Genomic DNA, 22,248 nt, shown 5'->3' on the forward strand with positions numbered 1-22,248 from the left:
TCTTCTGTTGCCTAATAGTAGAGTTCAATATACGAATACGCCTTATCAAAAAGAGCCTGGTCTTTGAGCTTGTAGCGCATCCAAAGAATGGCGCGTAGCTGCTTCTTGACCTCTTTGACGCCTGCTGTGGTTGCCTGCCAACCGTCGAATCGGGTGATCTTAACGATTTCGTCGATGTCGCCGACGATGTTCTCGACGATGATTGGCGTGTCCCCATTCTTTACACCATTGAAGAGTTCTGTGAGGGCAGCCTTGCCCTTGTCCTCCTCTTCTTCGGGCACGACTTCCTTTTCGGCCGCTCGAGCCTCTCTGGCGAGGTCGATGAGCATCTTGAGGAACTCGACGCTGTTGATGAGACCTTGCTCGTGACGTTCCCTCAGGTCCTCCAGGCGCTCGCCGAGCTTCTGGAACTTGCCATTCTTATCGTGCCTGCGGATTCGGGCGACGAGATCTATCTCCAGCTTACGCGTGATCTTCTCGGTATTGCTCTTGTCGTTGATGAAGTGCTCGATCATGTCCTCGTCGAGTTCAAGGATGTCGTCATCGTCTCGGACTCTCTCGACGGTGATGTTCTCGTGCACGAGCTCGATTGTCTTGGGCCCGAGCGCTGCCCAGATGAGCTTCCCGCGATTGTCTACCGGTCTCACGGAATCGTAGACCTGCGAGAGCCAGATGAAATCGGGCTTGTAGGGATTGAGACATGGGTCGGGCGAAAGGGCTTCCCACGCTCTGTTCAAGACCGAGAAGTCGGCCCCAAACTGGTCTTTCACCTTTGTCGTTGGCAGGCATTGTTGAGCTTCGAGAAGGGACTCCCAATCCGCGCTGCGGCGGTCTCTGACCGTTGAGAAGTACTCAAGACAGCAATGCATAAGCCCGGGCAGCTCGGCCTTTACCTCGTCGATGTTGGTTATAACTTTCTGCACCTCGGCCTCGTCGAAGTGCAGAGACTTGGCGACGTTGTCGAAGAGGCCGATATAATCGACAATGAGACCGAATGTCTTCTTGTCGTTGTAGACGCGGTTGGTTCGACAGATTGCCTGCAACAGCGTGTGGTCGCGCAAGGGCTTGTCAAGGTACTGAGTTTGCAGGATGGGCGCATCGAACCCCGTGAGCAGCTTTGCAGTGACGATGAGAATCTTGAGCGGATCGTCCGGGTCGCGGAAACGGTCAAGGAGCTTTTCCTCGGCATCGCGATCTCGACGGTATGCCTTGTAGCGGTCTTCCTTGTCGTTGTTCGTGTCCATGACGATGGTGACTGCATCAGTGCCCAAGAGCTTGTCGAGCTCCTCCTTATACAGCAGGCAACACTCTCGGTCGTAGCAGACTACTTGCGCCTTGAAGCCGTCGGGCTCAACCTTTGACTTGAAGTGCTTGGCGATGTGCTCGCATACCTTGTGGATGCGGTCGGGGGCCTTCATGACGGACTCGATCTTGACGCGCCTGGTGAGTTCCGCCTTGTCCTCTTTGCTGAGGTCTCGGGTCATTTCGTCAAAGGCGGCGTTCACGACCTCTTGGTTGACGTGGAGCTCGACGGGAACGGTTTCAAAATGGAGCGGCAATGTGGCGTGGTCGCGGATGGAGTCGGCGAAGGAATAGCGGCTCATGTAGCCGGACTTGTCCTCTTTGGCACCGAAGGTGTGGAACGTGTTCTTGTCGGTTCGGTTGATGGGCGTGCCGGTCAAGCCGAAGAAGAAGGCGTTTGGCAAGGCGAGTCGCATCTTCTCGCCGAGGTCGCCCTCTTGGGTGCGGTGCGCCTCGTCGACCATGAGGATGATGTTCTCGCGCTCGTTGAGCGTCCCCGCAACCTCGCTGAATTTGAAGATGGTGGTGATGAGGATCTTTCTCATGTCCTGCTTGAAGAAGGACTCAAGCTCCTCCTTGCTGCCGGCGCTTGCGAGGTTGGGGATATCGGATGCGTTGAAGGTCCCCGTGATCTGGGTCTCGAGGTCGATTCGGTCATCCACGATGACGACGGTCGGGTTCTTGAGTTCGGGGACCATGCGCAGCTTCTGGGCGGCGAATACCATGAGCAGTGACTTTCCTGAGCCCTGGAAATGCCAAATGAGGCCACGCTTCGGGTATCCTGCGCGGACGCGGTCCACGATGAGGTTCGCGCCCTCGAACTGTTGGTAGCGACAGATCAGCTTGATGCGTCGATGCTTCTTGTCGGTGGCGAAGAGCGTGAAGAACTGGAAGATGTCCATGACGTTCGTGGGGGTTAGCATGGACGCCATGCTTCTCTTGACGTCGGCAAGTGTGCCCTCGCTCTTCTTGTCGCCCTCATGCCAGGGTCCCCACATCTCGGGAGGCATGTTCACCGACCCGTAGCGATAGCATTTTCCTTCGCTGGCGAAGTTGATGGCGCTACAGACGAACATCTGCGGGATGCTCTTCTCATATTTAGCGATGTCGCCAGCGCCGTCGAGCCAGGTTATCGAATCGCGCACCGGCGTCTTGAACTCGCCGATGACGAGCGGAAATCCATTGACAAGAAGGACGAGGTCGAGGCGCTTGCCGCCCTGCTCCTGGGGGTAGACCCACTGGTTGGTGACGATGTACTCGTTTTTGTCAAGATCGCCGTCCGCCGCCGTGCCAAAGAAGCGGATGGGGACCATGCGGCCGTCTTTGCCGTAGGGGAATGAGTTCTCCTCGATGACGAGCTTTTTGAACCGCTCGTTGGTGGAGACCAAGTTCTGCGGACTTGTGGGCTGAATGAGGGCCCTGAGTCGGTAGATGATCTCGTCGGCGCGATCGGGGTCTTCTGCGATCTCCGGGTTAAGCCTGATGAGGGCGTCCTTGACCATGGGCTCGACCATGACGTCGGCATGGCGGCGCGGGAGGTCTTCGGCAGCAACGTATCTCCAGCCAAGGCTGGCAAGCGCCTCGACGCTCATTTGCTCGATGGTGTTGTCCTCGTTAAACATCTCCGAGTCCTAACTCCTGGTTCAAGATTTTCTTCGTCGTGGCGTTTAGCTCATCGAGGGCCTTTTGTACGGCAAATTTCGATTTGTCGACCGAGGTGGCAAAGTCGGCGAACTCCTGCTGGAGCTCGAGAGGCGGAACAAGAAGCTTGATATTGCCGAGAGCCGTTTGGTTGATCTTGAATGTTCCGTTGGTGGTTTTCGCCGATGCCTCGATTTGCTTGCGAGTCGAAGGCTGATTCCAAGCACACCGTAAATAAGGCAAGATAATTTGCTCTTGTTTAATCCTTGCCGCGATCATTGTGTCAGGGAAAACCATATCTTTCATTGGTACATTTGAGTATTCGCCTGTTCCAACCAGATGCTTGTTTCCATTGCCCCGGCAAACATAGAAATCTTCATTTGAGATGCGCTTATCGGCAGGAGGTTCCTCCGTAAAGAAGCCGTCTTTCCACGCTGACGAGTCGAAGCGCCCCTGGGTTATGGCGGATAGAGTAAGAACCTTCGAACGATGCGATCCTGACTTCGATGGAGACAGGCCGTTTCTCATCGACGACACGAGAGTCGAAAGGCAGCTGCTCGGATATTCCTTGCCCTCGAACATCTCGACAAATTGTGATTTACAGGCGCAGGATGTCTGAATGGGCGGCGATGCCCAGCTCATTTATCTCGGCAAATATGACGGTATAATCACAAGAGCTGTAATTTGTATTTTTAAGCTCATAGGTACCTGAATGACTGAAGAACCGATAAGTAAATCCGAGCTGGGAAACCACTTACTCGGAGCCTGCGATATCCTGCGTGGCCCCATCAACCAGGACGAGTACAAGAGTTACATCACACCGTTGCTCTTCTTCAAGCGCATCTCAGACGTCTACGACGAGGAGACCGCCGAGGCTCTAGAGATGTCGGGCGGAGACGAAGACTACGCTGCCCTGCCTGAAAACCACAGCTTCGCGGTGCCGGACGGCTGCCATTGGCAGAATGTGCGCAACACCGGCGCGAACGTCGGCAAAGCAATCGTTGACGCCATGGTGGGTATCGAGCGCGCTAACCCCGATACCCTCAGCGGCCTCTTCAGCAGCTTCGACGACGCGAGCTGGACGGACAAGGGCAAGCTCTCCGACGAACGCCTGAAAGACCTCATCGAGCATTTCTCTGCAAAGAAGTTCGGCAACAGTAGCTATAACGCCGACATGATGGGCGACGCCTACGAGTACCTGATCAAGAAGTTCGCCGACATGCAGAAGAAGAACGCCGGCGAGTTCTACACCCCGAGGGAGATCGTGAAGATGATGGTCTCCCTGCTCGAGCCAAAGCCCGGAGAGACCGTCTATGACCCCGCATGCGGCACGGGCGGCATGCTCATCGAGGCAGTACGTCAGATGGACAACTCGAGGCTCGCCTACGGCAAGCTCTACGGCCAGGAGAAGAACCTAAGCACGTCTGCCATAGCACGCATGAACCTCTACCTCCACGGTGCGAAGGACTTTCGCATCACCCAGGGGGACACCCTGCGCGACCCCGCCTTCCTTGCCGGGAATACCCTCAAGACATTCGACTGCGTCCTCGCCAATCCGCCCTTCTCCCTTAAGAACTGGGGATCCGCAGAGTTCTCCTCGGACCCGTGGGGCCGCAACATCTGGGGCGTCCCCACGGACAAGTCGGCGGACTTCGCATGGGTACAGCATATGGTCTGCTCCATGGACGAGAAGAGCGGTCGCTGCGCTGTAGTGCTGCCCCAGGGCGCACTGTTCCACAGCGGCAAGGAGGGCGCCATCCGCAAGGAGCTGCTCAAGTCGGACAAGGTCGAGGCAGTGATCTCGCTCGCGAGCGGCGTCTTCTACAGCACCGGTGTCTCCGCCTGTGTGCTGTTCCTCCGGAATGACAAGCCTCCGGCGCATCGGGACCGCGTCTGCATCATCGACGGTACCGAGATCTTCACCGCCCAGCGCGCGCAGAACATGATCTCGGAGGAGAACGCTCAGGAGATGCTCTCCCTCTACCATTCCTACGAACCCGTCGTAGAGAAGTGCGCCATCGCGACGCTCGATGATATAGAGCGCGAGGGTTACGTGCTCTCGGCGAACAATTACGTCGAAAGAAGGCGCGAGGAGATCGAGCCGCCGGCGGAAACCAGGAAACGTTTCTACGACCTCCTTCGCCAGACGAGGAAGTCCGAGGAGAAACTCCTTGAGCTGCTCTCAAAGGGAGGCTATGTCGATGGAGAGTAGAATCCCCCAGGAAGAGCTGAACAACCATCTATGGAACGCAGCGGTTCTGCTGCGCACCTACATCGATGCCGGCTCGTACAAGCAGTACATATTCCCGCTGCTATTCTTCAAGCGCCTCTCGGATGTTTACGACGAGGAGACCGCCGAGGCATTGGAAGCCTCTAACGGAGATGCGGAGTTCGCCGCCCTTCCCGAGAATCACAGCTTCGCAATCCCGGACGGCGCCCACTGGTGCGATGTCCGCGAGGCCACGGAAAACATCGGTAAGGCCATCGTGGGCGCCTTCCGCGCCATCGAGACGGCCAACGGTTCCAAGCTGCGTGGTATCTTCGGCGACGCCGCCTGGACTAACAAGAAACGACTTCCCGACCGCCTGCTCAAGGACCTCATCGAGCACTTCAGCGCCATAACGCTCTCCATCGCCAATTGCCCCGAGGACGAACTCGGCCAGGGCTACGAGTACCTCATCAAGAAGTTTGCGGACGATTCTGGACACACCGCTCAAGAGTTCTACACCAATCGCACGGTCGTCCATCTAATGACCGAGATCCTCCAACCCAGGCCCGGCGAGTCCATCTACGACCCCACCTGCGGCAGCGCTGGTATGCTAATCTCCGCCATCGCACACCTCAAAGAGCACGGAGAGGAGTGGCGCAACGTCCGTACGTACGGGCAGGAAATCAACCAGCTCTCCTCCGCCATCGGCCGCATGAACCTGTTCCTGCATGGCGTCAAGGACTTCGAAATCGCAAACGACGACACGCTGCGGCACCCGGCCTTCCTCGAGGCGGGAAAGCTACGCACCTTCGACATGGTGCTCGCCAACCCCCCGTACTCAATCAAGCAATGGGACCGCGAAGCGTTCGCGTCGGACCCCTACGGCCGCAACTTCCTCGGCACCCCGCCGCAAGGACGAGCAGACTACGCCTTCATACAGCACATCCTCAAGAGTATGGACCCACGCACAGGCAGGTGCTCCATTCTCCTCCCCCATGGCGTACTCTTCCGCAACGAGGAATCGGAGATGCGCGAAAGGCTCGTGAGAAGCGATCTCGTTGAGGCGGTCATCGGACTCGGCGCAAACCTCTTCTTCAACTCGCCCATGGAGGCCTGCATCCTCATCTGCCGCAGCGAGAAAGCGCCGAATCGAAGCAAGAAAATACTGTTCGTAGACGCCTCTGCCGAGGTAACCCGCAAGAACGCGCAAAGCTACCTTGAACCTCAACACATCAAGAGAATCGTCGATGCCTACCGATCTGACGAGGACATCGAAGGTTTTTCATCCCACGCATCGTTTAGTGAGCTCGAGGACAACGCCTTCTCGCTCTCCATCCCTCTGTACGTGAAGCCCTCCAATGATGAAAATGCTGACGATAGAAGCATCGAGGAGACGGTAGAAAGCTGGAGAGCCGCCTCCACAGAGGCCGCGTCCCTGCTCGATAATATTGCTGCGAAATTGCATGAAAACGATGGTGAGTAACATGACCCACGTTTGCCTGGGCGATGTGGCCCGCGAAATAAAACAGAAGGTCCCTGTGGGGCAAGAGCTGCCGACGGTCGGCCTTGAGCATCTAGACCCCGGCGAGGTCGAACTCGCCCATTGGGACGAAGGCGTCGAGACCACCTTCACTAAGGCTTTCTCAAAGGGGCAGGTGCTGTTCGGGCGTCGCAGGGCCTACCTGCGTAAAGCGGCCGTCGCCCCATTCGACGGAATCTGCTCTGGAGACATCACCGTCATCGCCCCCAAGGACAACCTCTCTCCGAGGCTGCTCCCGTTCATCATCCAGAACGACGCCCTATTCGAGCACGCCGTCACCAATTCGGCAGGCTCCCTCTCGCCAAGAGTCAAGTGGCAGAGCCTTTCGCAATTTGAATTCGAGCTTCCCAGCATCGCTAAGCAAGAAGATCTTGCCGACATACTCTGGACCGCACAAGAAACGAGGTCTCACTACAGGCAGCTGCTTACAGCCTGCGATGACGTCGTCAAATCACAATTTGTCGAAATATTTTCCAAGAAAGAGTTTCCACTGATTCCCCTCTCACAAGCATGCACGAAAATTACTGATGGCACCCATAAAACGCCCCAATATCAAGAAGCTGGAATTGCATTCATTTCTGCGAAGAATGTCACATCAGATGGCAAGCTAGATTTCAGCGACATCAAGCATATAAGCACGGATGAATATGAGTCCATTCAAAAACGTTGTGAAACCCAAATCGGCGATGTGCTTCTTACAAAAAGTGGATCACTTGGTATGCCGGCTATTGTCGATGTCGATTTTCCAATCGGTCTATTCGAAAGTCTCGCTGTCCTCAAATACCGTCGCGACATTCTTGATGGAGTATTCCTACGAGAACAACTAAAAAGCGCAAGAGTGCAGGACCAATTTACAGGCGGCGTTAAGGGGATTGCTGTAAAACACCTCCATCTAAACGTAATTGGAAGGACGAGCATTATAGTTCCCCCGCTCGAACTCCAGGAGGAGTTCACCGACTTCGTGCTTCAGGTCGACAAATCGAAATTTAAGTTAGGTATCTGCGGTGGGATGCTTTTACGTTGCGCTGGTCGACCATTGCGTACCTTAATGTGGTGTCTATTTTTTTATGGCCAAGGAGCACCTGGACTTGTTCGATGGGCATTCCTTTGTCGATTGCCTTTGTAGCAAGCGTTCTTCTGAACTTATGAGGGTGGACCCTTCCTAAATCAAGCTCGCGCCCCAGTTTTCTAAGCAACGCCTCGACGCCGCCAATTTGCAGCCTCTCGTGTGGCGCCTTGCTCGACACGAAGAGTGCTTCCGAGCTGTCCATTCGGGTTGACAGGTAATTCTCAATATGGACTTTAGTCTTTGCGTCAAAATAGACGATGCGGTCCTTATTTCCCTTGCCATGTACGATGCACTCACGATTGATGGTGTCGATGGAGCTCCTGTCCAACGAGACAAGTTCGCCCACGCGCATGCCCGTGGAGCGCAACAGGTCGATCAGGGCAAGGTTTCGGGGCGACCCGCAGTTATCACAAAGAATTTCAACGACTTCATCGCTATACGTTTCCTTTATGGGCTGCGGAGCCTTGACTCTTTTAATGCGTCTTACCGGGCTCTTGATGATATGGTCCTCGTCTTCGAGCCATGAGTAGAAGCTTGAGATGATTCTCCGGACATTGTCGACGGTGACGCGACTGACGCCGGCTTTTTGCTGATAGTCGGAAAGATAGGACCTAATCTCTTCGGTTCCCAGGTCGCAAGCTGGCGTGTCGAATGATTCAAGCATTTTATTGATGGTGGTTTCGTAGTAGGAGATGGTCCTATCCGAGCAGCCTTCGAGGCGTTTTGCAGACAGAAAAAGATCCAGGAATGATTCGCTTTCACCGTCGCCGCCGTTTTCGGCTAATTGGCTTTCATCGAAAAGGCAGTGCGATAAAACCTTTTTGAGCTGGCGGTTCTGCTGCGTGGTCAGGTAGGGGAGCATGAGACGGGTAATTTCTCTAGCCGTTTTCGTGAGATCCATGGTGGCGTCCTTCCTTGCACGGTGGGTGGCGCTATTTCCCTTTGTTTACCCGTGCGTTATGGAAGGGATGCCGGGTGGCACTTCCGCTGGGCCGCGTCAAGGGAACCCGTGAAACCCCGCGCAGACCTCCGCATCACTCCGGTGCGGCTTTGCCTGCAGAGTGAGATGCTCAGAAGCGTTTTATTAACGGGGGATGTCTTTCGGATTCTTTTGATGGGGATGTGGAAACACTGATGAAGTTTACGTATAGCGAGGTTGAGGGGTTCGCCTGTGCCCATCGCCTCTCGTGTGCGGATGGATGGTGCCGGTGGTTGTTTGAGACTGCAGTCGCGCCGACGGGATTGGTTGGGGTCGGTACAAGGCGAGCACACCCCATGCCGTTATGGTAGATGCATCTTTGTCGATAGAGCGCTCGATTAATCTACGCGGGAGCGCTGAGAAGATCTTCCAGCATCGGGTCTACCCCGGCGGCGACCATGCCCTCGATCAGGTGCTGGGCGTGGAACCGACCAACTGTCCATGCGATATATGAAAGCATCTGACAAGCGCGCTCCTTGATATCAAATGCAGCTTTGCTTAGAACGATTGCCTCTGCGATGTCGGCAAATGCGTCGTGATCTCCCCATGTCTTACAGGCTTGTATCATGCCCTGGTCGATAGCATCCATAACAAAGGCACCGGATCCGCCCGCAACGCATGTGCCATCAGCAAAGAACTCCCAGCTGGACGGCTCACGCGAGTCATCTCCGAGCAGTTTGATCTGCAACACATGCGGGTCGCCGGCAACGCAGAGCTCTTTCTCGAGCACCTGCACGGTAAAGCGCATCTGGTGGGAGAGACTGCTCTTGACCATGGCCGAGGCGTAGCCATTTGGCTTATCCAGAAGATGCATGTGATTCGGTTTGACGACCAGATTGTGGAAATTGCGCTCGCTGCGCACAGAGAAATTGTTCATACGGACTCCTTTCATCGATGTTGGCAGGGCCACCGTGCCTCTTGGCCGGTTGGCGTCGGGATCGTGGAGCCAACTCTCTACCCCGACTCTGGATAAAACGCGCCCGCTCCTTGCGGGCACGATGGAGTCTATCAGCGCGCGCGGACACAAATCAAGCGCTGCGTTTGAAATGACGAGCGGACGGCGCTTGATTTCGCCAGCTGCTGCTAGGCTTAAATCAGAAAAAGTGTCGAAATCGCCCATGTAAAAGTATGGAAAAGTGTCGTAATGTACACTTTAAAACCTCGGAAAAGTGTCGAAATGAGCACCTAACAACCACGAAAAAGTGTATCCTAGTGCTAAAACAGCACGTAATAAGGGGTGCGCTTATGTTACAGAGAAAAGCGAAAGCACAATTTGAATCTTGGCTTGCCTCGTCGCCTAACAAGGCCCTTTTGGTCAAGGGCGCCCGACAGGTAGGAAAGTCATATCTGGTCAACGCGTTCGCACGTGAATCGTTCGAAAATGTCGTGACGTTCGACCTTATCGCCGACGCGTCCGTGCGCGATTCGTTTTTGGCGGCGAAAAGTGCGGACGACCTGCTTATGCGCATGTCTATTGCTGCGACGCAGCCGATGGTTGCGAACAAGACCGTCGTGGTTATCGACGAGGTGCAGCGATGCCCCAATGTGGTGACGTTTATCAAATACCTGGTCCAGCGCGGTGACTTTCGATACATCCTTATCGGATCGCTCCTTGGCGTTGAGCTCGAGGGCATCGATTCCCTGCCGGTGGGGTATGTCGAGCAGGCGCAGATGTACCCGCTCGACTTTGAGGAGTTCTGCTGGGCAAACGGCGTTGCTGCCGGTGTGTTTGACATACTTAGGGACTGTCTAAAGGACGAAAGCCAGCTCCCCGACTATCTGTATGACCGCTTGCTCAACCTGTTCCATCAGTATGTGGTGGTGGGAGGTATGCCCGACGCGGTTAATACGTTCTTGGCGACGCGTAATGTTGACGAGGTTCGAAAGATCCACCGCGATCTTCACGCTCTGTATCACGACGACATCGCAAAGTACGCTCCGCCCGAGCTTCGTCTGGTCATTCGCGATATCTACGATTTAATTCCTAGCGAGGCCGGCTCCAAAAACAAGCGATTCAAACTGTCATCGATTAACGGTGTCAAACGTTTTTCGCAGGTGACAGATCATTTTCTCTGGTTATCGGAGGCAGGTGTCGCGCTTCCTGTGTATAACGTAACGGCGCCCGTTGCACCCCTTTTATTAGGGGAGCAACGAAATCTGTTCAAGCTGTTTTACCTGGACACCGGAATGCTCATGTCGTCGTATTCCAAAAGGGTCGCCCAAGGCGTTTTTGATGGGGAGGCGGAGGGCCCCTTTGGCATGAACATGGGGGCGGCGTTTGAGGGCTTCGTTGCCCAAGAGCTCAAAGCTCATGGATTTAGATTGCGCTACTTTACGTCCAAAAAGGTCGGTGAGCTCGATTTTGTGGAAGAGACGTTCGATGGGGAAGTGTTTGCCATCGAGGTCAAATCGGGCAAGAGCTTTAAGTCCCACGCGGCGCTCGATAACGCATTGACAACGAAGGGCTGCGGAATCGATCGCGCCCTGGTACTTGCGGAATGTAATCTTCACCGCGATGGTGACGTGCTGTATCTGCCCATCTTTATGGCAGGGCTTTTGGAGCCGTAACGTGCCGCCGGCTCTTCCGGCCCTCACTTAACCCTCGCTACTCGTCGTCTCCGTCGTTGGGGTCGCCCTTGAGGGTGTTGATGTCCAGATACTCGTTATCGTCCTCTTTTTGCTGGGTCTCCGACTCCGCTTGGGTGGGGCCGCGGAACAGCTGGAATCCCTCAAACGCAATGACGCCGAGCAGGGCAATGATAATGGCGATAAAGGCAACCTTGACTGCCTGCGGAAATTCCGAGAAACGCAGTGCCTTTTCCTCGGCGTAATAATCGGCGAAGAGCTCTTCGCCCGTGCTTTTGGTATACGCCGGTGCGGACGCGGCCTCCGGGTCATATTCCGGTGCAGGCGCGGCAGCGTACGGATCGTTGAGATAATCGCTCGATGCGGTGCTATAATCCTCGGTCTCGATGCGACCGGTGCCATCATAGCCATCGGAATAATCGGAATATGCCGCACCGCCCTCATAGTCCGCGGCGCTCGTGTTGGCGGCAAAAAGCGGGTTAACTGGAACGTCGAGCGCCAGCATGCCGGTAGAGGTCTCATCCAGATCGGCTGCAGCCCAGGAATCGTAGGCCACCTGATGGGCAGCGGGCTCATCGAGCCTTGTGACCTGAGGCTTGCGTGCCGCAGGAACAGGCAACTGCTGGGCGCTGAACATGACGGTGCTGTCGGCCGATTTGCCCTGCGTCGCTGCAGCGAGAAATGCCGCCGTCTCGGTCGGGTCGCTTGCGGGGCGGGGAGCGGGCGTGGGCGCCGAAGTGGGTGCGGGCGTAGGCGCGGGCGTCGAAACAGGCGACTGCGCAGGAGTCGGCGCAGATGCGGGCTTAGGCGCAAGTGCGGGATTGGGGCTTGACGGGCGAGCCCCGCCGCCCATGAGTTCGTCGGCGGTCCACGGGCGATCATCCATCACGTCGTCAAGGCTCAGTGAAAACAGGTTGTCTTCACCCTCATCGAACATGCGGTGCACATGTCCATCAATTGCCGGAATCAATCCGCGACCGGTGCATGATGCCTTGCTCAACGCCATTCTGTTCCACCCTTTCGAAATACCAATGACATCGATTATATGGAACTTCCCAAGCGGCTCGGTCTTGGATTCATGCTTTCCAGAACTCGCGCCCAAAAAGGGGAGGGGTGCAGGCGCGCTGACTATTTGTCGCCGGCCGCCGCCTTGGCCTCGTTGAGGTAGCTATAGAAGCTGTATTTGGAGATGCCAAAGAACTCGCAGGCGCGCTCGCTCGACTTTGAAATGAGGAAGGCGCCGCGACGGTCGAGGTAGCCAATGGCACGAATACGCTCGTCTTTGGTCATGAGCGCCGCGGGCTTGCCCACAAACTGCTCGCACTCGTGCAGCAGGTCCTCGAGCAGGTTGCCGATGTTCTTGGTAATGGGCTCGGGCTCGGTGTAGTCCGTGCCGCCGGTGCCGGTAAAGGCGTCGAGCGAACGCTCAAAAGCCTTCATAAGCGTGATGTCAAAGTTGATGCCCAAAATGCCGACGGGCTTGCCCTCGTCGTTGCGGATAAAGATCGTCGACGATTTGAGCAGCTTGCCATCGGTGGTTTTGGTGAGGTATGGCTCGCGGTCGTGCACGTCGGTGGTGCCCTCGTGCATGGACTCAAACACGATATGGCTGGGGCCGTCACCCAGTTTGCGCCCGCTGACGTGGCCGTTTTCGATCACTACGATGGAGTGGTCCACGTCCTCGGTCTCCAGATCGTGGACGACGACTTCGCAGTTGGGGCCAAATTGGAGCGCCAGACCGTGTGCAAGGCGCTTGTAGAACTCAATCTGTGCGGGGGTCATAGGTGCCTTCCTAAAAATTAGTTTGGGCTCACTGTGCCATAAACCCCACTTGTTCGCAAATAACGAAAGCGTCGCTGCGTTATAAGACCGCCGACATCTCAGGCGCCTCTTGCGAGCACGGCGAGGTCAACGCCGCCCGTTGGTTCCAGGCCTAAAGCCGGGTTGAGGTAAACCATGTAAAGGGGGCACTCTGCCACCCGGCGGGGTGCCCCCTTTTTGCATCGTGGGCGTGTGGGATAAGCGCTTTTAAGGCCAACGGCGGCGTCGCGCCCGTGCGTCTTGCCCTAAACGGTGAACCCGCCTCGCCGGTGCTGTTCCCTGCGAGTCTCTTTCCCGACCTTATGGGGCTTAAGGGCAAGGATGGCGGATCGTCGCTGCTTAGCGGTCGAACCGCTTTTGCTCTGCTCAAACCGTACATGGTCACGCAGATTGACGGCTGCTTGCGCGGCCTTTTGGCCGACGGCGTGCAGGTGACTGAGGGCTTTAAATGCGCCGACGTCGACCCGCGCGGCGATGCCAGCTATATCAACTATATTTCGGACAAGGCGACGTCGGTCGGCGGCGGCAAAATCGAGCTCTTTGCGCTGGACGAGGCTCGCGAGCTGCTGGCCGGGGGTAAATCGCGTCTGGTCCGCTACACCATGGGCGGCGAGAACTCCGATACCGGCATGATCTACGGCGGAGCCATCTGCCTGTGCTATCTGCACCTGGACGCGACCCAGGCGCCGTTGTTCCAGTCGGTTGCCGACGTCTTGGCGTATCGACGTATCGGCGACTTCGTCATCGACTTTGAACCGTTTATCGCGAGCGCGCTCGAGGGCGATGTGGCCGAGTGCCATGGCGAGGAATCGCGCCACACCATTGTGGGCTGCCCAGGCTTTCGCTGGTGGAGGAGGGGAGTAAGGTCACCTACACCAACGCGGCCTCCGAGATTCCCGCGGCGCACATCGAGACGCTCTGCCCCGAGGAGATCGCCATCTCCATCGCCGCCGAGATGATCCACCTACGCCGCACCAAGCTCGTCCCCCGCAAGCGCTAGTCGCATCCCAGAGGTAGCTAATTTGGGACGGGGCTTTTTTAGCTACCTTGTCGCAGGGTAGCTAAAAAAGCCCCGTCCCAAATTAGCTACCCTGGCACATGCGGGTCATATTTGTGCGGGGGAGTTGTGGAGTTGTGCAGGCAGACGAGGTTTTTCTGGTAATACGCTCTCGATGCGCGTATAGTACCGATTGTTTTGTCGGCTCCTGCTGCGTCGAGTCCAAACCGCGAAATGCCATGAGCGGCGCGGATGCAGCCAGGAGGCACGAGGACAACCCATCGTGGCCACGCCCCGTGCTTAAAACCCCAAGAAGGAGTGAACAATGGCAGAAGAGAAGTATGTGCCGCGTCTGAAGACCAAGTACAACAACGAGGTCAAGCAGCAGCTTCAGGACAAGTTCCAGTACGAGAACGTCATGATGATCCCCAAGTTTGAGAAGATCGTCGTGAACATGGGTGTCGGCGAGGCCGCTACCGATTCCAAGGCCATCGACGGTGCCGTGCGCGACCTGCGCGCCATCACCGGCCAGCAGCCGATGATTACCCGTGCCCGCAAGTCCATCGCTACCTTCCGCCTGCGCGCTGGTATGCCGATCGGCTGCAAGGTTACCCTGCGTGGCGACCGTATGTGGGAGTTCTTCGATCGTCTGACCTCCGTCGCGATCCCCCGTATCCGCGACTTCCGCGGCATCTCCGCCAAGAGCTTCGACGGCCGTGGTAACTTCTCCATGGGCGTCACCGAGCAGCTCATCTTCCCCGAGATCGACTTCGACTCCGTCGATCACCAGCGTGGTATGGACATCACTTTCGTGACCACCGCCAACACCGATGAGGAAGCCAAGGCCCTTCTGGACGCCTTCGGTTTCCCGTTCAAGAAATAGGTTCACCTGCCCTATAAGCGCCGTTCCCACAAGGGGGCGGCGCTTGGGGCGAACAATACTCTATGTGAGGAGGATATAAGTGGCTAAGACATCGATGATCGTCAAGTGCAATCGCAAGCAGAAGTTCTCTACTCGTGAGTACACGCGCTGCCAGCGCTGCGGCCGTCCGCACTCTGTGTACCGCAAGTTCGGCCTGTGCCGTGTCTGCTTCCGCGAGCTTGCACTCAAGGGCGAGCTTCCCGGCGTTAAGAAGGCCAGCTGGTAAGTCACTACCAGCGTTTCAAGCATCAGTTTGGAACAGGGAAAACGCGCTAAAAAGGCTTTGCCGTTAAGGGCGGCGAAGAACCAAGAGCACGTGTTCATCAAGAACGAAGGAGAATCTGTATGAACCTTACAGACCCGATCGCAGATATGCTTACGCGCATCCGTAACGCTAACTCTGTGAACAAGGCCACGGTCTCCATGCCGAGCAGCAAGAAGCTCGTCGAGATCGCTCGTGTTCTGCACGAGGAGGGCTACATCGAGGGCTACGATGTCGAGGACACCGTTCCCCAGAAGACTCTGCACATCACGCTTAAGTATGGTCCCAAGAAGGCTAAGGTCATCAACGGCATCCGCCGCATTTCCAAGCCGGGCCTGCGTAAGTACACCGGCGTTGCCGACATGCCCCGCGTCCGCGGTGGCCTTGGTACCGCCATTATTTCCACCAGCCATGGCGTCATGACCGACCGCGATGCTCGCAAGCACAACGTCGGCGGCGAGATCATCGCTTACGTCTGGTAATTCGCTCGGTAGGTAGAAGGAAAGGAGATCACCGTGTCTCGTATCGGTAATAAGCCTGTCCAGATTCCCGCCGGAGTCGAAGTGGCAGTCAACGGCAACAACGTTGTCGTCAAGGGCCCCAAGGGCCAGCTCGAGCTCGATGTCTTTGAGAAGCTCGCTATCAACGTCGAGGACAACGTCCTCACCGTTTCCCGTCCCGACGACGAGCGTGAGACCCGTGCCCGCCACGGCCTCACCCGCGCCCTCATCCACAACATGGTTGTTGGCGTTTCCGAGGGCTTCGAGAAGAAGCTCGAGCTCGCCGGCGTCGGTTACCGCGTGCAGCAGAAGGGCAAGAACCTCGAGTTCTCCCTGGGCTTCTCGCACCCCGTGATCGTCGAGGCTCCCGAGGGCATCACCTTCGAGGTTCCCGACAACACCCACGTGAACGTCAAGGGTATCAACAAGCAGCAGGTCGGTCAGATCGCCGCTGAGATCCGCGGCCATCGTCCTCCCGAGCCTTACAAGGGCAAGGGTATCCACTACGTTGGCGAGCACATCCGCCGCAAGCTGGGTAAGGCCGCCAAGTAGTCGTAACCGACTCACTCGCATAAGACCAGCACCCCGTCAGGTGCTGGCAAGATCAACCTTTTTAGGAGTTTACGTATGAACAAGCATAAGGCGAAGCTGGAAGGCCTCAAGCGTCGTCAGCGTCGTGTTCGCGGCAAGGTCTCGGGTACCTCCGAGCGTCCGCGTCTTCGCGTGACCCGTACTAACGCCAACATCTATGCCCAGATCATCGACGACAGCAAGGGCTCCAGCCTGACGCTCGTCTCTGCCTCGACCCTCGAGGCCGAGTTCAAGGGCACCCACACCTCGAACAAGGAGGCTGCGGAGAAGGTCGGTCAGCTCGTTGGCAAGCGCGCCATCGAGGCCGGCATCACCAAGGTCGCCTTCGATCGCGGTGGCCGTATCTACCATGGCCGCGTCAAGGCCCTCGCCGACGGTGCTCGTGCCGCCGGTCTCGAGTTCTAGGAGGTATGTAGCACATGGCTCGTAATCAGAAGCAGCAGCGCGAGGCCTCCGAGTTCGAGGAGCGCGTCGTTTACATCAACCGCGTGTCGAAGACCGTCAAGGGCGGTCGTCGCATGAGCCTCGTCGCTCTCGTCGTCGTTGGCGACGGCAAGGGCAACGTCGGCGTTGGCATGGGCAAATCCGCTGAGGTGCCCCTGGCCATCTCCAAGGCGTCTCTCGATGCCAAGAAGAACATGTTCCACGTGCCGGTGACCGAGCAGGGCACCATCCCGCACGAGGTTCTCGGCCACTTTGGTGCCGGCCGCATCATCATCAAGCCCGCTGTCGAGGGTACCGGCGTTATCGCCGGCGGCGCTGTGCGTCCCCTCTTCGAGCTTGCTGGCATCAAGAACGTCCTGTCCAAGTCCCTCGGTACCGACAACGGCCTCAACATCATCAAGGCTGCCGTCGAGGGCCTCAAGGAGCTCTCCAGCCCTGAGGACGTCGCGGCTCGCCGTGGCCTGACGGTCTCCGAGATGTTCGTCGGTAAGGAGAACTAAGCATGGCTGACACCATCAAGATCAAGCAGGTCCGCAGCACCAACGGTTGCAAGCAGGACCAGGTCCGTACTGTCCGTGCCCTCGGTCTCCACAGGATCCGCGAGGTTCGCGAGATTGCTGACAACGAGTCCGTCCGCGGCATGATCTTCAAGGTCAAGCACCTTGTCGAGATTGTAGAGGAGTAGCAAATGCAGCTTCACGATCTTACTCCCGCGCCCGGTTCCACCAAGAACCGCAAGCGCGTCGGCCGTGGCAATTCTTCGGGTCACGGCACCACTTCTGGCCGCGGTCAGAAGGGCCAGGGTTCCCGCTCTGGCGGCACCAAGGGTGCCGGCTTCGAGGGTGGCCAGACTCCGCTGGCTATGCGCCTGCCCAAGCTTCCGGGCTTCCGCAACCCCCGTCGTATCGAGTACACCGCTGTTAACGTTGAGCGTCTCGAGCGTAAGTTCGAGGACGGCGCTGTGATCGACGGTGCCGCTCTTAAGGCCGCTCGCATCACTAAGAGCGAGTTCGAGCCCGTCAAGGTGCTCGGCAATGGTGAGCTCACCAAGAAGTTCACGGTCAAGGTCGACAAGGTCAGCGCTTCTGCGCAGGCCAAGATCGAGGCCGCTGGCGGAAAGGTCGAGCTGCCGTGCTAAATGGTCTTAAGAATGCTTTCCGCATCAAAGAATTGCGTGAAAAGATTCTTTTTACCATAGCTATGCTCGTCGTGTACCGCATTGGTGCGCACGTTCCTGTGCCCGGCATTCCCTTCCAGGGGATGCTGGGCCTTTTCTCGACCGATAACAATTCGGTCGCCGCAGGTGCTATGGCCCTCCTGAATCTTTTCTCTGGCGGCGCGTTGAGCTATGTGTCGGTGTTCTCCCTGGGCATCATGCCTTACATCACCAGCTCGATCATCCTCCAGATGCTCCAGGCCGTTGTGCCTTCCCTGCATGAGCTTGCCCGCGAGGGCGAGGTCGGTCAGACCAAGATTACGCAGTATTCGCGTTACCTCACCCTGGCTCTGGCAATCCTCAACTCCGTGGGTTACCTCTTCCTCTTTAAGAGCTTCGGCATCAGCTTTACTGGCGCCGGCGCTCCCGAGATCATCTTCGACCTCATGATCGTCGGCACGCTCACCGCGGGCGCCATGCTGATCATGTGGATTGGTGAGCTCATCACCCAGCGCGGTATCGGCAATGGCATGTCGCTGATCATCTTTGCGAACATCATGGCCGGTCTGCCGCAGGCGATCTTCTCCAGCACCGAGGGCAATGCCGGTGGCATCATCACCATGGTGATCATCTGCGCCATCATCTTGCTGGTTATCCCGCTGATTGTTTTCCTTGAGCGCGGCCAGCGCCGCATTCCGGTCTCCTACGCTAAGCGCGTTGTGGGTCGTCGCATGATGGGTGGCCAGACCACCTACCTGCCCATCAAGGTCAACACCGCGGGCGTCGTGCCGATCATCTTCGCTTCGGCGCTGCTGTACTTCCCGGCTCAGATTGCCGTGTTCTTCCCCGGCATCGGCTGGATTCAGGCAGTTGCCTCTGCGCTTTCGACCGGTTGGCTCAACTGGGTGCTTAATGTTGTCCTCATCGTGTTCTTCGCATACTTCTACACCTCCATGGTGTTCAACCCCGATGACACGGCCGACAACCTTAAGAAGCAGGGCGGCTTTATTCCGGGCGTGCGTCCGGGTAGAGCTACCGCGGCCTACATCAAGAACGCGCTCAACAAGATCACGCTTCCCAGCGCTGTCTTTTTGGCGCTCATCGCCATCGTGCCTTCGATCATCTTCTCTTTCACGGGTAACCAGCTGATCCAGGCATTTGGCGGCACGTCCATCCTCATCATGGTCGGCGTCGTGCTCGACACGGTCGATAAGCTCGAAGGCCAGATCAAGATGTATGATTACGATGGATTCTTTAAATAGGCTAGAGGAGGATTGCTCATGAACCTCGTATTGCTCGGAGCTCCGGGTGCCGGTAAGGGCACCGTCGCACAGGAGCTCGTCGCCGAGTTTGGCGTCGCTCACATTTCCACGGGCGACCTGCTGCGTGCTGCCGTCAAGGGCGGCACCGAGCTTGGTATTCAGGCTAAGAAGTACATGGACGCTGGCGAGCTCGTTCCCGACCAGCTCGTGATCGATCTTGTCAAGGAGCGTCTTGCCGCCGATGATGCCCAGCAGGGTTTCATCCTCGACGGCTTCCCGCGCAACACCGCCCAGGCCGTGACGCTCGATTCCGAGCTCTCCGCGATGGGTCGCGAGATCGACTGCGCCCTTCTGGTCGACGTGGCCCCCGAGGTCATTATCGATCGTCTGTCTTCGCGTCGCACCTGCCGCGCCTGCGGTTACACCGGCACCGCTGCCGATGCTACCTGCCCCAAGTGCGCCGGCGAGATGTATCAGCGCGACGACGACAAGCCCGAGACCATCAAGAACCGTCTCGACGTCTACGAGAAGTCCACGAGCCCGCTCGTCGACTACTATCGTGGCCAGGGTCTGCTCAAGTCGGTCAACGGTGACCAGGCTCGCGAGACCGTGTACGGGGATGTCAAAGAGGCCCTCGGTCTATGATCAAGATTAAGTCTGCAACGCAAATCGAGCAGATGAAGAAGGCAGGAGCGCTATCTAAGATGGCGCTCCGCCACGTTGGAGCCATGGTGCGCCCCGGCGTTTCGACTTTTGAGCTCGATCAGCTCGCGGAGCAGATTATCCGCATGCATGGCGGCACCCCTGCCTTTAAGGGATACGGCGGGTTCCCGGGGACTATTTGCGCATCGATCAACGATGCTGTGGTCCACGGTATTCCCAACCCCGACATGATCCTGCGCGATGGCGATATCATCTCCATCGATACGGGAGCCGTTGTCGACGGTTGGGTTGGCGATAACGCTTGGACGTTTTTCGTCGGCACCCCTACGCCTGAGGCCAAGGCCCTGTGCGAGGTTACGCGCGATTGCCTTAAGGCTGCCATCGAGCAGGCTGTTCCCGGTAACCATATCGGCGACGTCGGTTATGCCGTTCAGTCCCTCGCTGAGTCTCACGGTTACGGCGTGCTTCGCGACTATGTGGGCCATGGCATTGGCCGTGTGATGCACGAGGACCCCAACGTTCCTAACTATGGAAAGAAGGGGAGGGGCGTGCGCCTCCAGACCGGCATGGTCATTGCCATTGAGCCGATGGTTACGATGGGTTCCAACCATGTGAGCTCGGGCTCCGACGGTTGGATTGTTACGACCAACGATCACCTGCCCGCCGCGCACTACGAGAACACCGTCGCCATTACCAATGACGGTCCGGTGATTCTCACCACGGACGCGCAAGGTGCTTGGTGCTCCCTGCAGGGCGGAGAAATGTAAAAGTCGCCGCCCCCTGATGCCCAACCTCGCCTTTCAATTTCGAAGGCATGACCCCAAGGTCTATTCCTTCTCATTTCAAGACGATCTTGGGCATCAGGGAACGGCTTTGTTTTACATTTCAAATGTAACAAGTTCCACGTAGTTGTGGAGCCATTACGAAGATATTACGATGCGTGCATACGTATTGTAGAATACTCAATCGCTGTCGTTTTCTAGAGAAAGATGATTGCTTGTGAAGAAGGAAGACGCAATTGAGCTCGAGGGTACGGTAAAGGAACCGCTGCCCAACGCCATGTTTAAGGTCGAGCTCGAGAACGGTCATTCGGTTCTGTGCAACATTTCTGGCAAGATCCGAATGAATTACATCCGTATTCTCCCCGGTGACAGGGTTGTCGTGGAGCTTTCCCCGTACGACCTGACCCGCGGCCGCATCACCTATCGCTACAAATAGCGGCACGCATACACGCACTCATTTCCGACTGCAGGCTTAGCTCAACCTACGGTCGGATTGTGTGTGAAGACCAGCCATAGTTTTAAACGCCTGCGGCTGGGCGAGTAGATAGTAGGGAAGTAGTTTGAGCGCTACCGAAAGGAAGAACGATGAAGGTACGTCCTTCGGTCAAGAAGATGTGCGATAAGTGCAAAATCATTAGGCGCCATGGCAAGGTCCTCGTCATTTGCGAGAACCCCCGTCATAAGCAGCGTCAGGGTTAAGAGAGGAGACTACGTTGGCCCGTATTAATGGTGTCGACCTCCCGCGTGAGAAGCGCGTTGAGATCGGTTTGACCTACATTTACGGCATCGGCCGCACCACTGCGACGAAGATTTGCGTCGAGTGCAACGTTAACGTGGATACGCGCGTTAAGGACCTCACCGAAGATGAGGTTAACGCCATCCGTGATTATATCGACAAGAACCAGATCATGGTTGAGGGCGACCTCCGCCGTGAGCGCAACCAGAACGTCAAGCGCCTTATGGACATCGGCTGCAACCGCGGCCTTCGTCACCGCAAGGGCCTCCCGGTCCGCGGCCAGCGCACCCACACTAACGCTCGTACCCGCAAGGGCCCGAAGCGTCAGATCGGTGCTAAGAAGAAGAAATAAGGAGCGCTAGATAGATGGCTACTGCTAAGAAGAACGTTCGCGCTGCCCGTCTGAAGCGCGCGGACCGTAAGAACATTTCCGTGGGCCAGGCTCACATTCGTTCTACGTTCAACAACACGATCGTTTCGATCACCGATCCCCAGGGCAACGTCATTTCCTGGAAGTCGGCTGGCCAGGTGGGCTTCAAGGGCTCCCGTAAGTCCACGCCGTTCGCTGCCCAGATGGCTGCCGAGGCTGCTGCCAAGCAGGCCATGGAGCACGGTATGAAGAAGGTTTCCGTCTTCGTCAAGGGCCCCGGCTCCGGTCGTGAGACCGCCATCCGCTCCCTCCAGGCTGCTGGCCTCGAGGTCTCGAGCATCCAGGACAAGACCCCCATTCCGCACAACGGCTGCCGCCCCAAGAAGCGTCGCCGCGTGTAACTGAAAGGATCGTAT

Annotated in this window: 25 protein-coding genes and 1 riboswitch; of the genes, 19 read left to right on the forward strand and 6 right to left on the reverse strand. The window is 57.0% G+C overall.

The features are described 5' to 3' along the window. Window positions 1-11 precede the first annotated feature (11 nt). Together DWX25_RS01825 and DWX25_RS01830 are read right to left on the reverse strand one after the other, a co-directional pair. Window positions 12-2,924 carry a type I restriction endonuclease subunit R gene (locus DWX25_RS01825; protein WP_117798580.1) on the reverse strand — a complete coding sequence of 971 codons (2,913 nt, stop codon included), beginning with the start codon at window positions 2,922-2,924 and terminating at the stop codon, window positions 12-14. After that, window positions 2,917-3,585 (reverse strand): restriction endonuclease subunit S, encoded by a 669-nt coding sequence (locus DWX25_RS01830; RefSeq protein ID WP_117798582.1) that lies wholly within the window; start codon window positions 3,583-3,585, stop codon window positions 2,917-2,919. Before DWX25_RS01830 ends, DWX25_RS01825 begins: the two co-directional genes overlap by 8 nt. Window positions 3,586-3,655: 70 nt before the next feature. Between DWX25_RS01830 and DWX25_RS01835 the strand changes: the two genes are divergently transcribed. Together DWX25_RS01835 and DWX25_RS01840 are read left to right on the forward strand one after the other, a co-directional pair. Continuing rightward, the gene (locus tag DWX25_RS01835) at window positions 3,656-5,155 is read left to right on the forward strand and encodes a class I SAM-dependent DNA methyltransferase (RefSeq protein WP_117798584.1); all 1,500 of its coding nucleotides are present in this window, start codon (window positions 3,656-3,658) and stop codon (window positions 5,153-5,155) included. Beyond that, entirely contained in the window at window positions 5,145-6,635 is a 1,491-nt protein-coding gene (locus DWX25_RS01840; protein WP_117798586.1) for a class I SAM-dependent DNA methyltransferase, read from the forward strand. Before DWX25_RS01835 ends, DWX25_RS01840 begins: the two co-directional genes overlap by 11 nt. Before the next feature lie 1,043 nt (window positions 6,636-7,678). On the opposite strand, the gene xerA is transcribed toward DWX25_RS01840, so the two are convergent. Further along, window positions 7,679-8,662 carry a site-specific tyrosine recombinase/integron integrase gene (gene xerA, locus DWX25_RS01845; RefSeq protein WP_117798588.1) on the reverse strand — a complete coding sequence of 328 codons (984 nt, stop codon included), beginning with the start codon at window positions 8,660-8,662 and terminating at the stop codon, window positions 7,679-7,681. A 421-nt stretch (window positions 8,663-9,083) separates the two neighbouring features. After that, window positions 9,084-9,617 carry a hypothetical protein gene (locus DWX25_RS01850; protein WP_117798590.1) on the reverse strand — a complete coding sequence of 178 codons (534 nt, stop codon included), beginning with the start codon at window positions 9,615-9,617 and terminating at the stop codon, window positions 9,084-9,086. Window positions 9,618-9,625: 8 nt separating this feature from the next. Next, window positions 9,626-9,716: riboswitch (SAM riboswitch) on the reverse strand. A gap of 269 nt (window positions 9,717-9,985) precedes the next feature. Between DWX25_RS01850 and DWX25_RS01855 the strand changes: the two genes are divergently transcribed. Beyond that, window positions 9,986-11,308: an ATP-binding protein gene (locus DWX25_RS01855; protein WP_117798592.1), complete on the forward strand. Its 1,323-nt coding sequence runs from the start codon at window positions 9,986-9,988 to the stop codon at window positions 11,306-11,308. 37 nt (window positions 11,309-11,345) lie between these two features. On the opposite strand, the gene DWX25_RS09495 is transcribed toward DWX25_RS01855, so the two are convergent. Both DWX25_RS09495 and DWX25_RS01865 read right to left on the reverse strand, forming a co-directional pair. Continuing rightward, a complete protein-coding gene (locus DWX25_RS09495; protein WP_117798594.1) occupies window positions 11,346-12,332 on the reverse strand; it encodes a hypothetical protein in 987 nt (328 codons plus the stop codon). Between the two features lie 122 nt (window positions 12,333-12,454). Further along, complete coding sequence (locus DWX25_RS01865; protein WP_117798596.1) at window positions 12,455-13,108, reverse strand: transcriptional regulator; 654 nt, start codon at window positions 13,106-13,108, stop codon at window positions 12,455-12,457. 272 nt (window positions 13,109-13,380) lie between these two features. Here DWX25_RS01865 and DWX25_RS09500 point away from each other — a divergent pair, with 272 nt between their 5' ends. From DWX25_RS09500 to rpsK, 16 genes are all read left to right on the forward strand, one after another. Continuing rightward, window positions 13,381-14,106, forward strand: a complete 726-nt coding sequence (locus tag DWX25_RS09500; RefSeq protein ID WP_199412290.1) for a hypothetical protein — start codon at window positions 13,381-13,383, stop codon at window positions 14,104-14,106. A gap of 363 nt (window positions 14,107-14,469) precedes the next feature. Next, on the forward strand, window positions 14,470-15,027 hold the full coding sequence (gene rplE / locus DWX25_RS01875) for a 50S ribosomal protein L5 (RefSeq protein WP_006235260.1): 558 nt from the start codon (window positions 14,470-14,472) through the stop codon (window positions 15,025-15,027). Window positions 15,028-15,106: 79 nt separating this feature from the next. After that, window positions 15,107-15,292, forward strand: a complete 186-nt coding sequence (locus DWX25_RS01880) for a type Z 30S ribosomal protein S14 (RefSeq protein ID WP_022094280.1) — start codon at window positions 15,107-15,109, stop codon at window positions 15,290-15,292. Between the two features lie 119 nt (window positions 15,293-15,411). Next, window positions 15,412-15,810 (forward strand): 30S ribosomal protein S8, encoded by a 399-nt coding sequence (gene rpsH / locus DWX25_RS01885; RefSeq protein WP_006235262.1) that lies wholly within the window; start codon window positions 15,412-15,414, stop codon window positions 15,808-15,810. Window positions 15,811-15,843: 33 nt separating this feature from the next. Beyond that, window positions 15,844-16,380: a 50S ribosomal protein L6 gene (gene rplF, locus DWX25_RS01890; protein ID WP_006235263.1), complete on the forward strand. Its 537-nt coding sequence runs from the start codon at window positions 15,844-15,846 to the stop codon at window positions 16,378-16,380. 75 nt (window positions 16,381-16,455) lie between these two features. Continuing rightward, the gene (rplR, locus tag DWX25_RS01895; protein WP_006235264.1) at window positions 16,456-16,824 is read left to right on the forward strand and encodes a 50S ribosomal protein L18; all 369 of its coding nucleotides are present in this window, start codon (window positions 16,456-16,458) and stop codon (window positions 16,822-16,824) included. A 14-nt stretch (window positions 16,825-16,838) separates the two neighbouring features. Continuing rightward, complete coding sequence (gene rpsE / locus DWX25_RS01900; RefSeq protein ID WP_055252236.1) at window positions 16,839-17,363, forward strand: 30S ribosomal protein S5; 525 nt, start codon at window positions 16,839-16,841, stop codon at window positions 17,361-17,363. Between the two features lie 2 nt (window positions 17,364-17,365). Then, window positions 17,366-17,548 carry a 50S ribosomal protein L30 gene (rpmD, locus tag DWX25_RS01905; RefSeq protein ID WP_006235266.1) on the forward strand — a complete coding sequence of 61 codons (183 nt, stop codon included), beginning with the start codon at window positions 17,366-17,368 and terminating at the stop codon, window positions 17,546-17,548. 3 nt (window positions 17,549-17,551) lie between these two features. Beyond that, the gene (rplO, locus tag DWX25_RS01910; protein WP_006235267.1) at window positions 17,552-18,001 is read left to right on the forward strand and encodes a 50S ribosomal protein L15; all 450 of its coding nucleotides are present in this window, start codon (window positions 17,552-17,554) and stop codon (window positions 17,999-18,001) included. Then, complete coding sequence (secY, locus tag DWX25_RS01915; RefSeq protein WP_117734357.1) at window positions 17,995-19,281, forward strand: preprotein translocase subunit SecY; 1,287 nt, start codon at window positions 17,995-17,997, stop codon at window positions 19,279-19,281. The genes rplO and secY overlap by 7 nt, the downstream gene beginning before the upstream one ends. A gap of 18 nt (window positions 19,282-19,299) precedes the next feature. Continuing rightward, window positions 19,300-19,926, forward strand: a complete 627-nt coding sequence (locus tag DWX25_RS01920; protein WP_055252238.1) for an adenylate kinase — start codon at window positions 19,300-19,302, stop codon at window positions 19,924-19,926. Next, on the forward strand, window positions 19,923-20,711 hold the full coding sequence (gene map, locus DWX25_RS01925) for a type I methionyl aminopeptidase (protein WP_117743545.1): 789 nt from the start codon (window positions 19,923-19,925) through the stop codon (window positions 20,709-20,711). Before DWX25_RS01920 ends, map begins: the two co-directional genes overlap by 4 nt. A 232-nt stretch (window positions 20,712-20,943) precedes the next feature. After that, window positions 20,944-21,162, forward strand: coding sequence for a translation initiation factor IF-1 (gene infA, locus DWX25_RS01930; RefSeq protein ID WP_035137443.1), 219 nt, complete (start codon window positions 20,944-20,946; stop codon window positions 21,160-21,162). A 149-nt stretch (window positions 21,163-21,311) separates the two neighbouring features. Beyond that, complete coding sequence (rpmJ, locus tag DWX25_RS01935) at window positions 21,312-21,425, forward strand: 50S ribosomal protein L36 (RefSeq protein WP_006363204.1); 114 nt, start codon at window positions 21,312-21,314, stop codon at window positions 21,423-21,425. A 14-nt stretch (window positions 21,426-21,439) separates the two neighbouring features. Further along, window positions 21,440-21,814: a 30S ribosomal protein S13 gene (rpsM, locus tag DWX25_RS01940; RefSeq protein WP_022094275.1), complete on the forward strand. Its 375-nt coding sequence runs from the start codon at window positions 21,440-21,442 to the stop codon at window positions 21,812-21,814. A gap of 14 nt (window positions 21,815-21,828) precedes the next feature. Further along, the gene (gene rpsK, locus DWX25_RS01945; RefSeq protein WP_006235274.1) at window positions 21,829-22,233 is read left to right on the forward strand and encodes a 30S ribosomal protein S11; all 405 of its coding nucleotides are present in this window, start codon (window positions 21,829-21,831) and stop codon (window positions 22,231-22,233) included. Window positions 22,234-22,248: the final 15 nt, after the last annotated feature.

This window comes from Collinsella sp. AF18-8LB (assembly GCF_003459795.1).
In the GTDB taxonomy this organism is placed as follows: Bacteria; Actinomycetota; Coriobacteriia; order Coriobacteriales; family Coriobacteriaceae; genus Collinsella.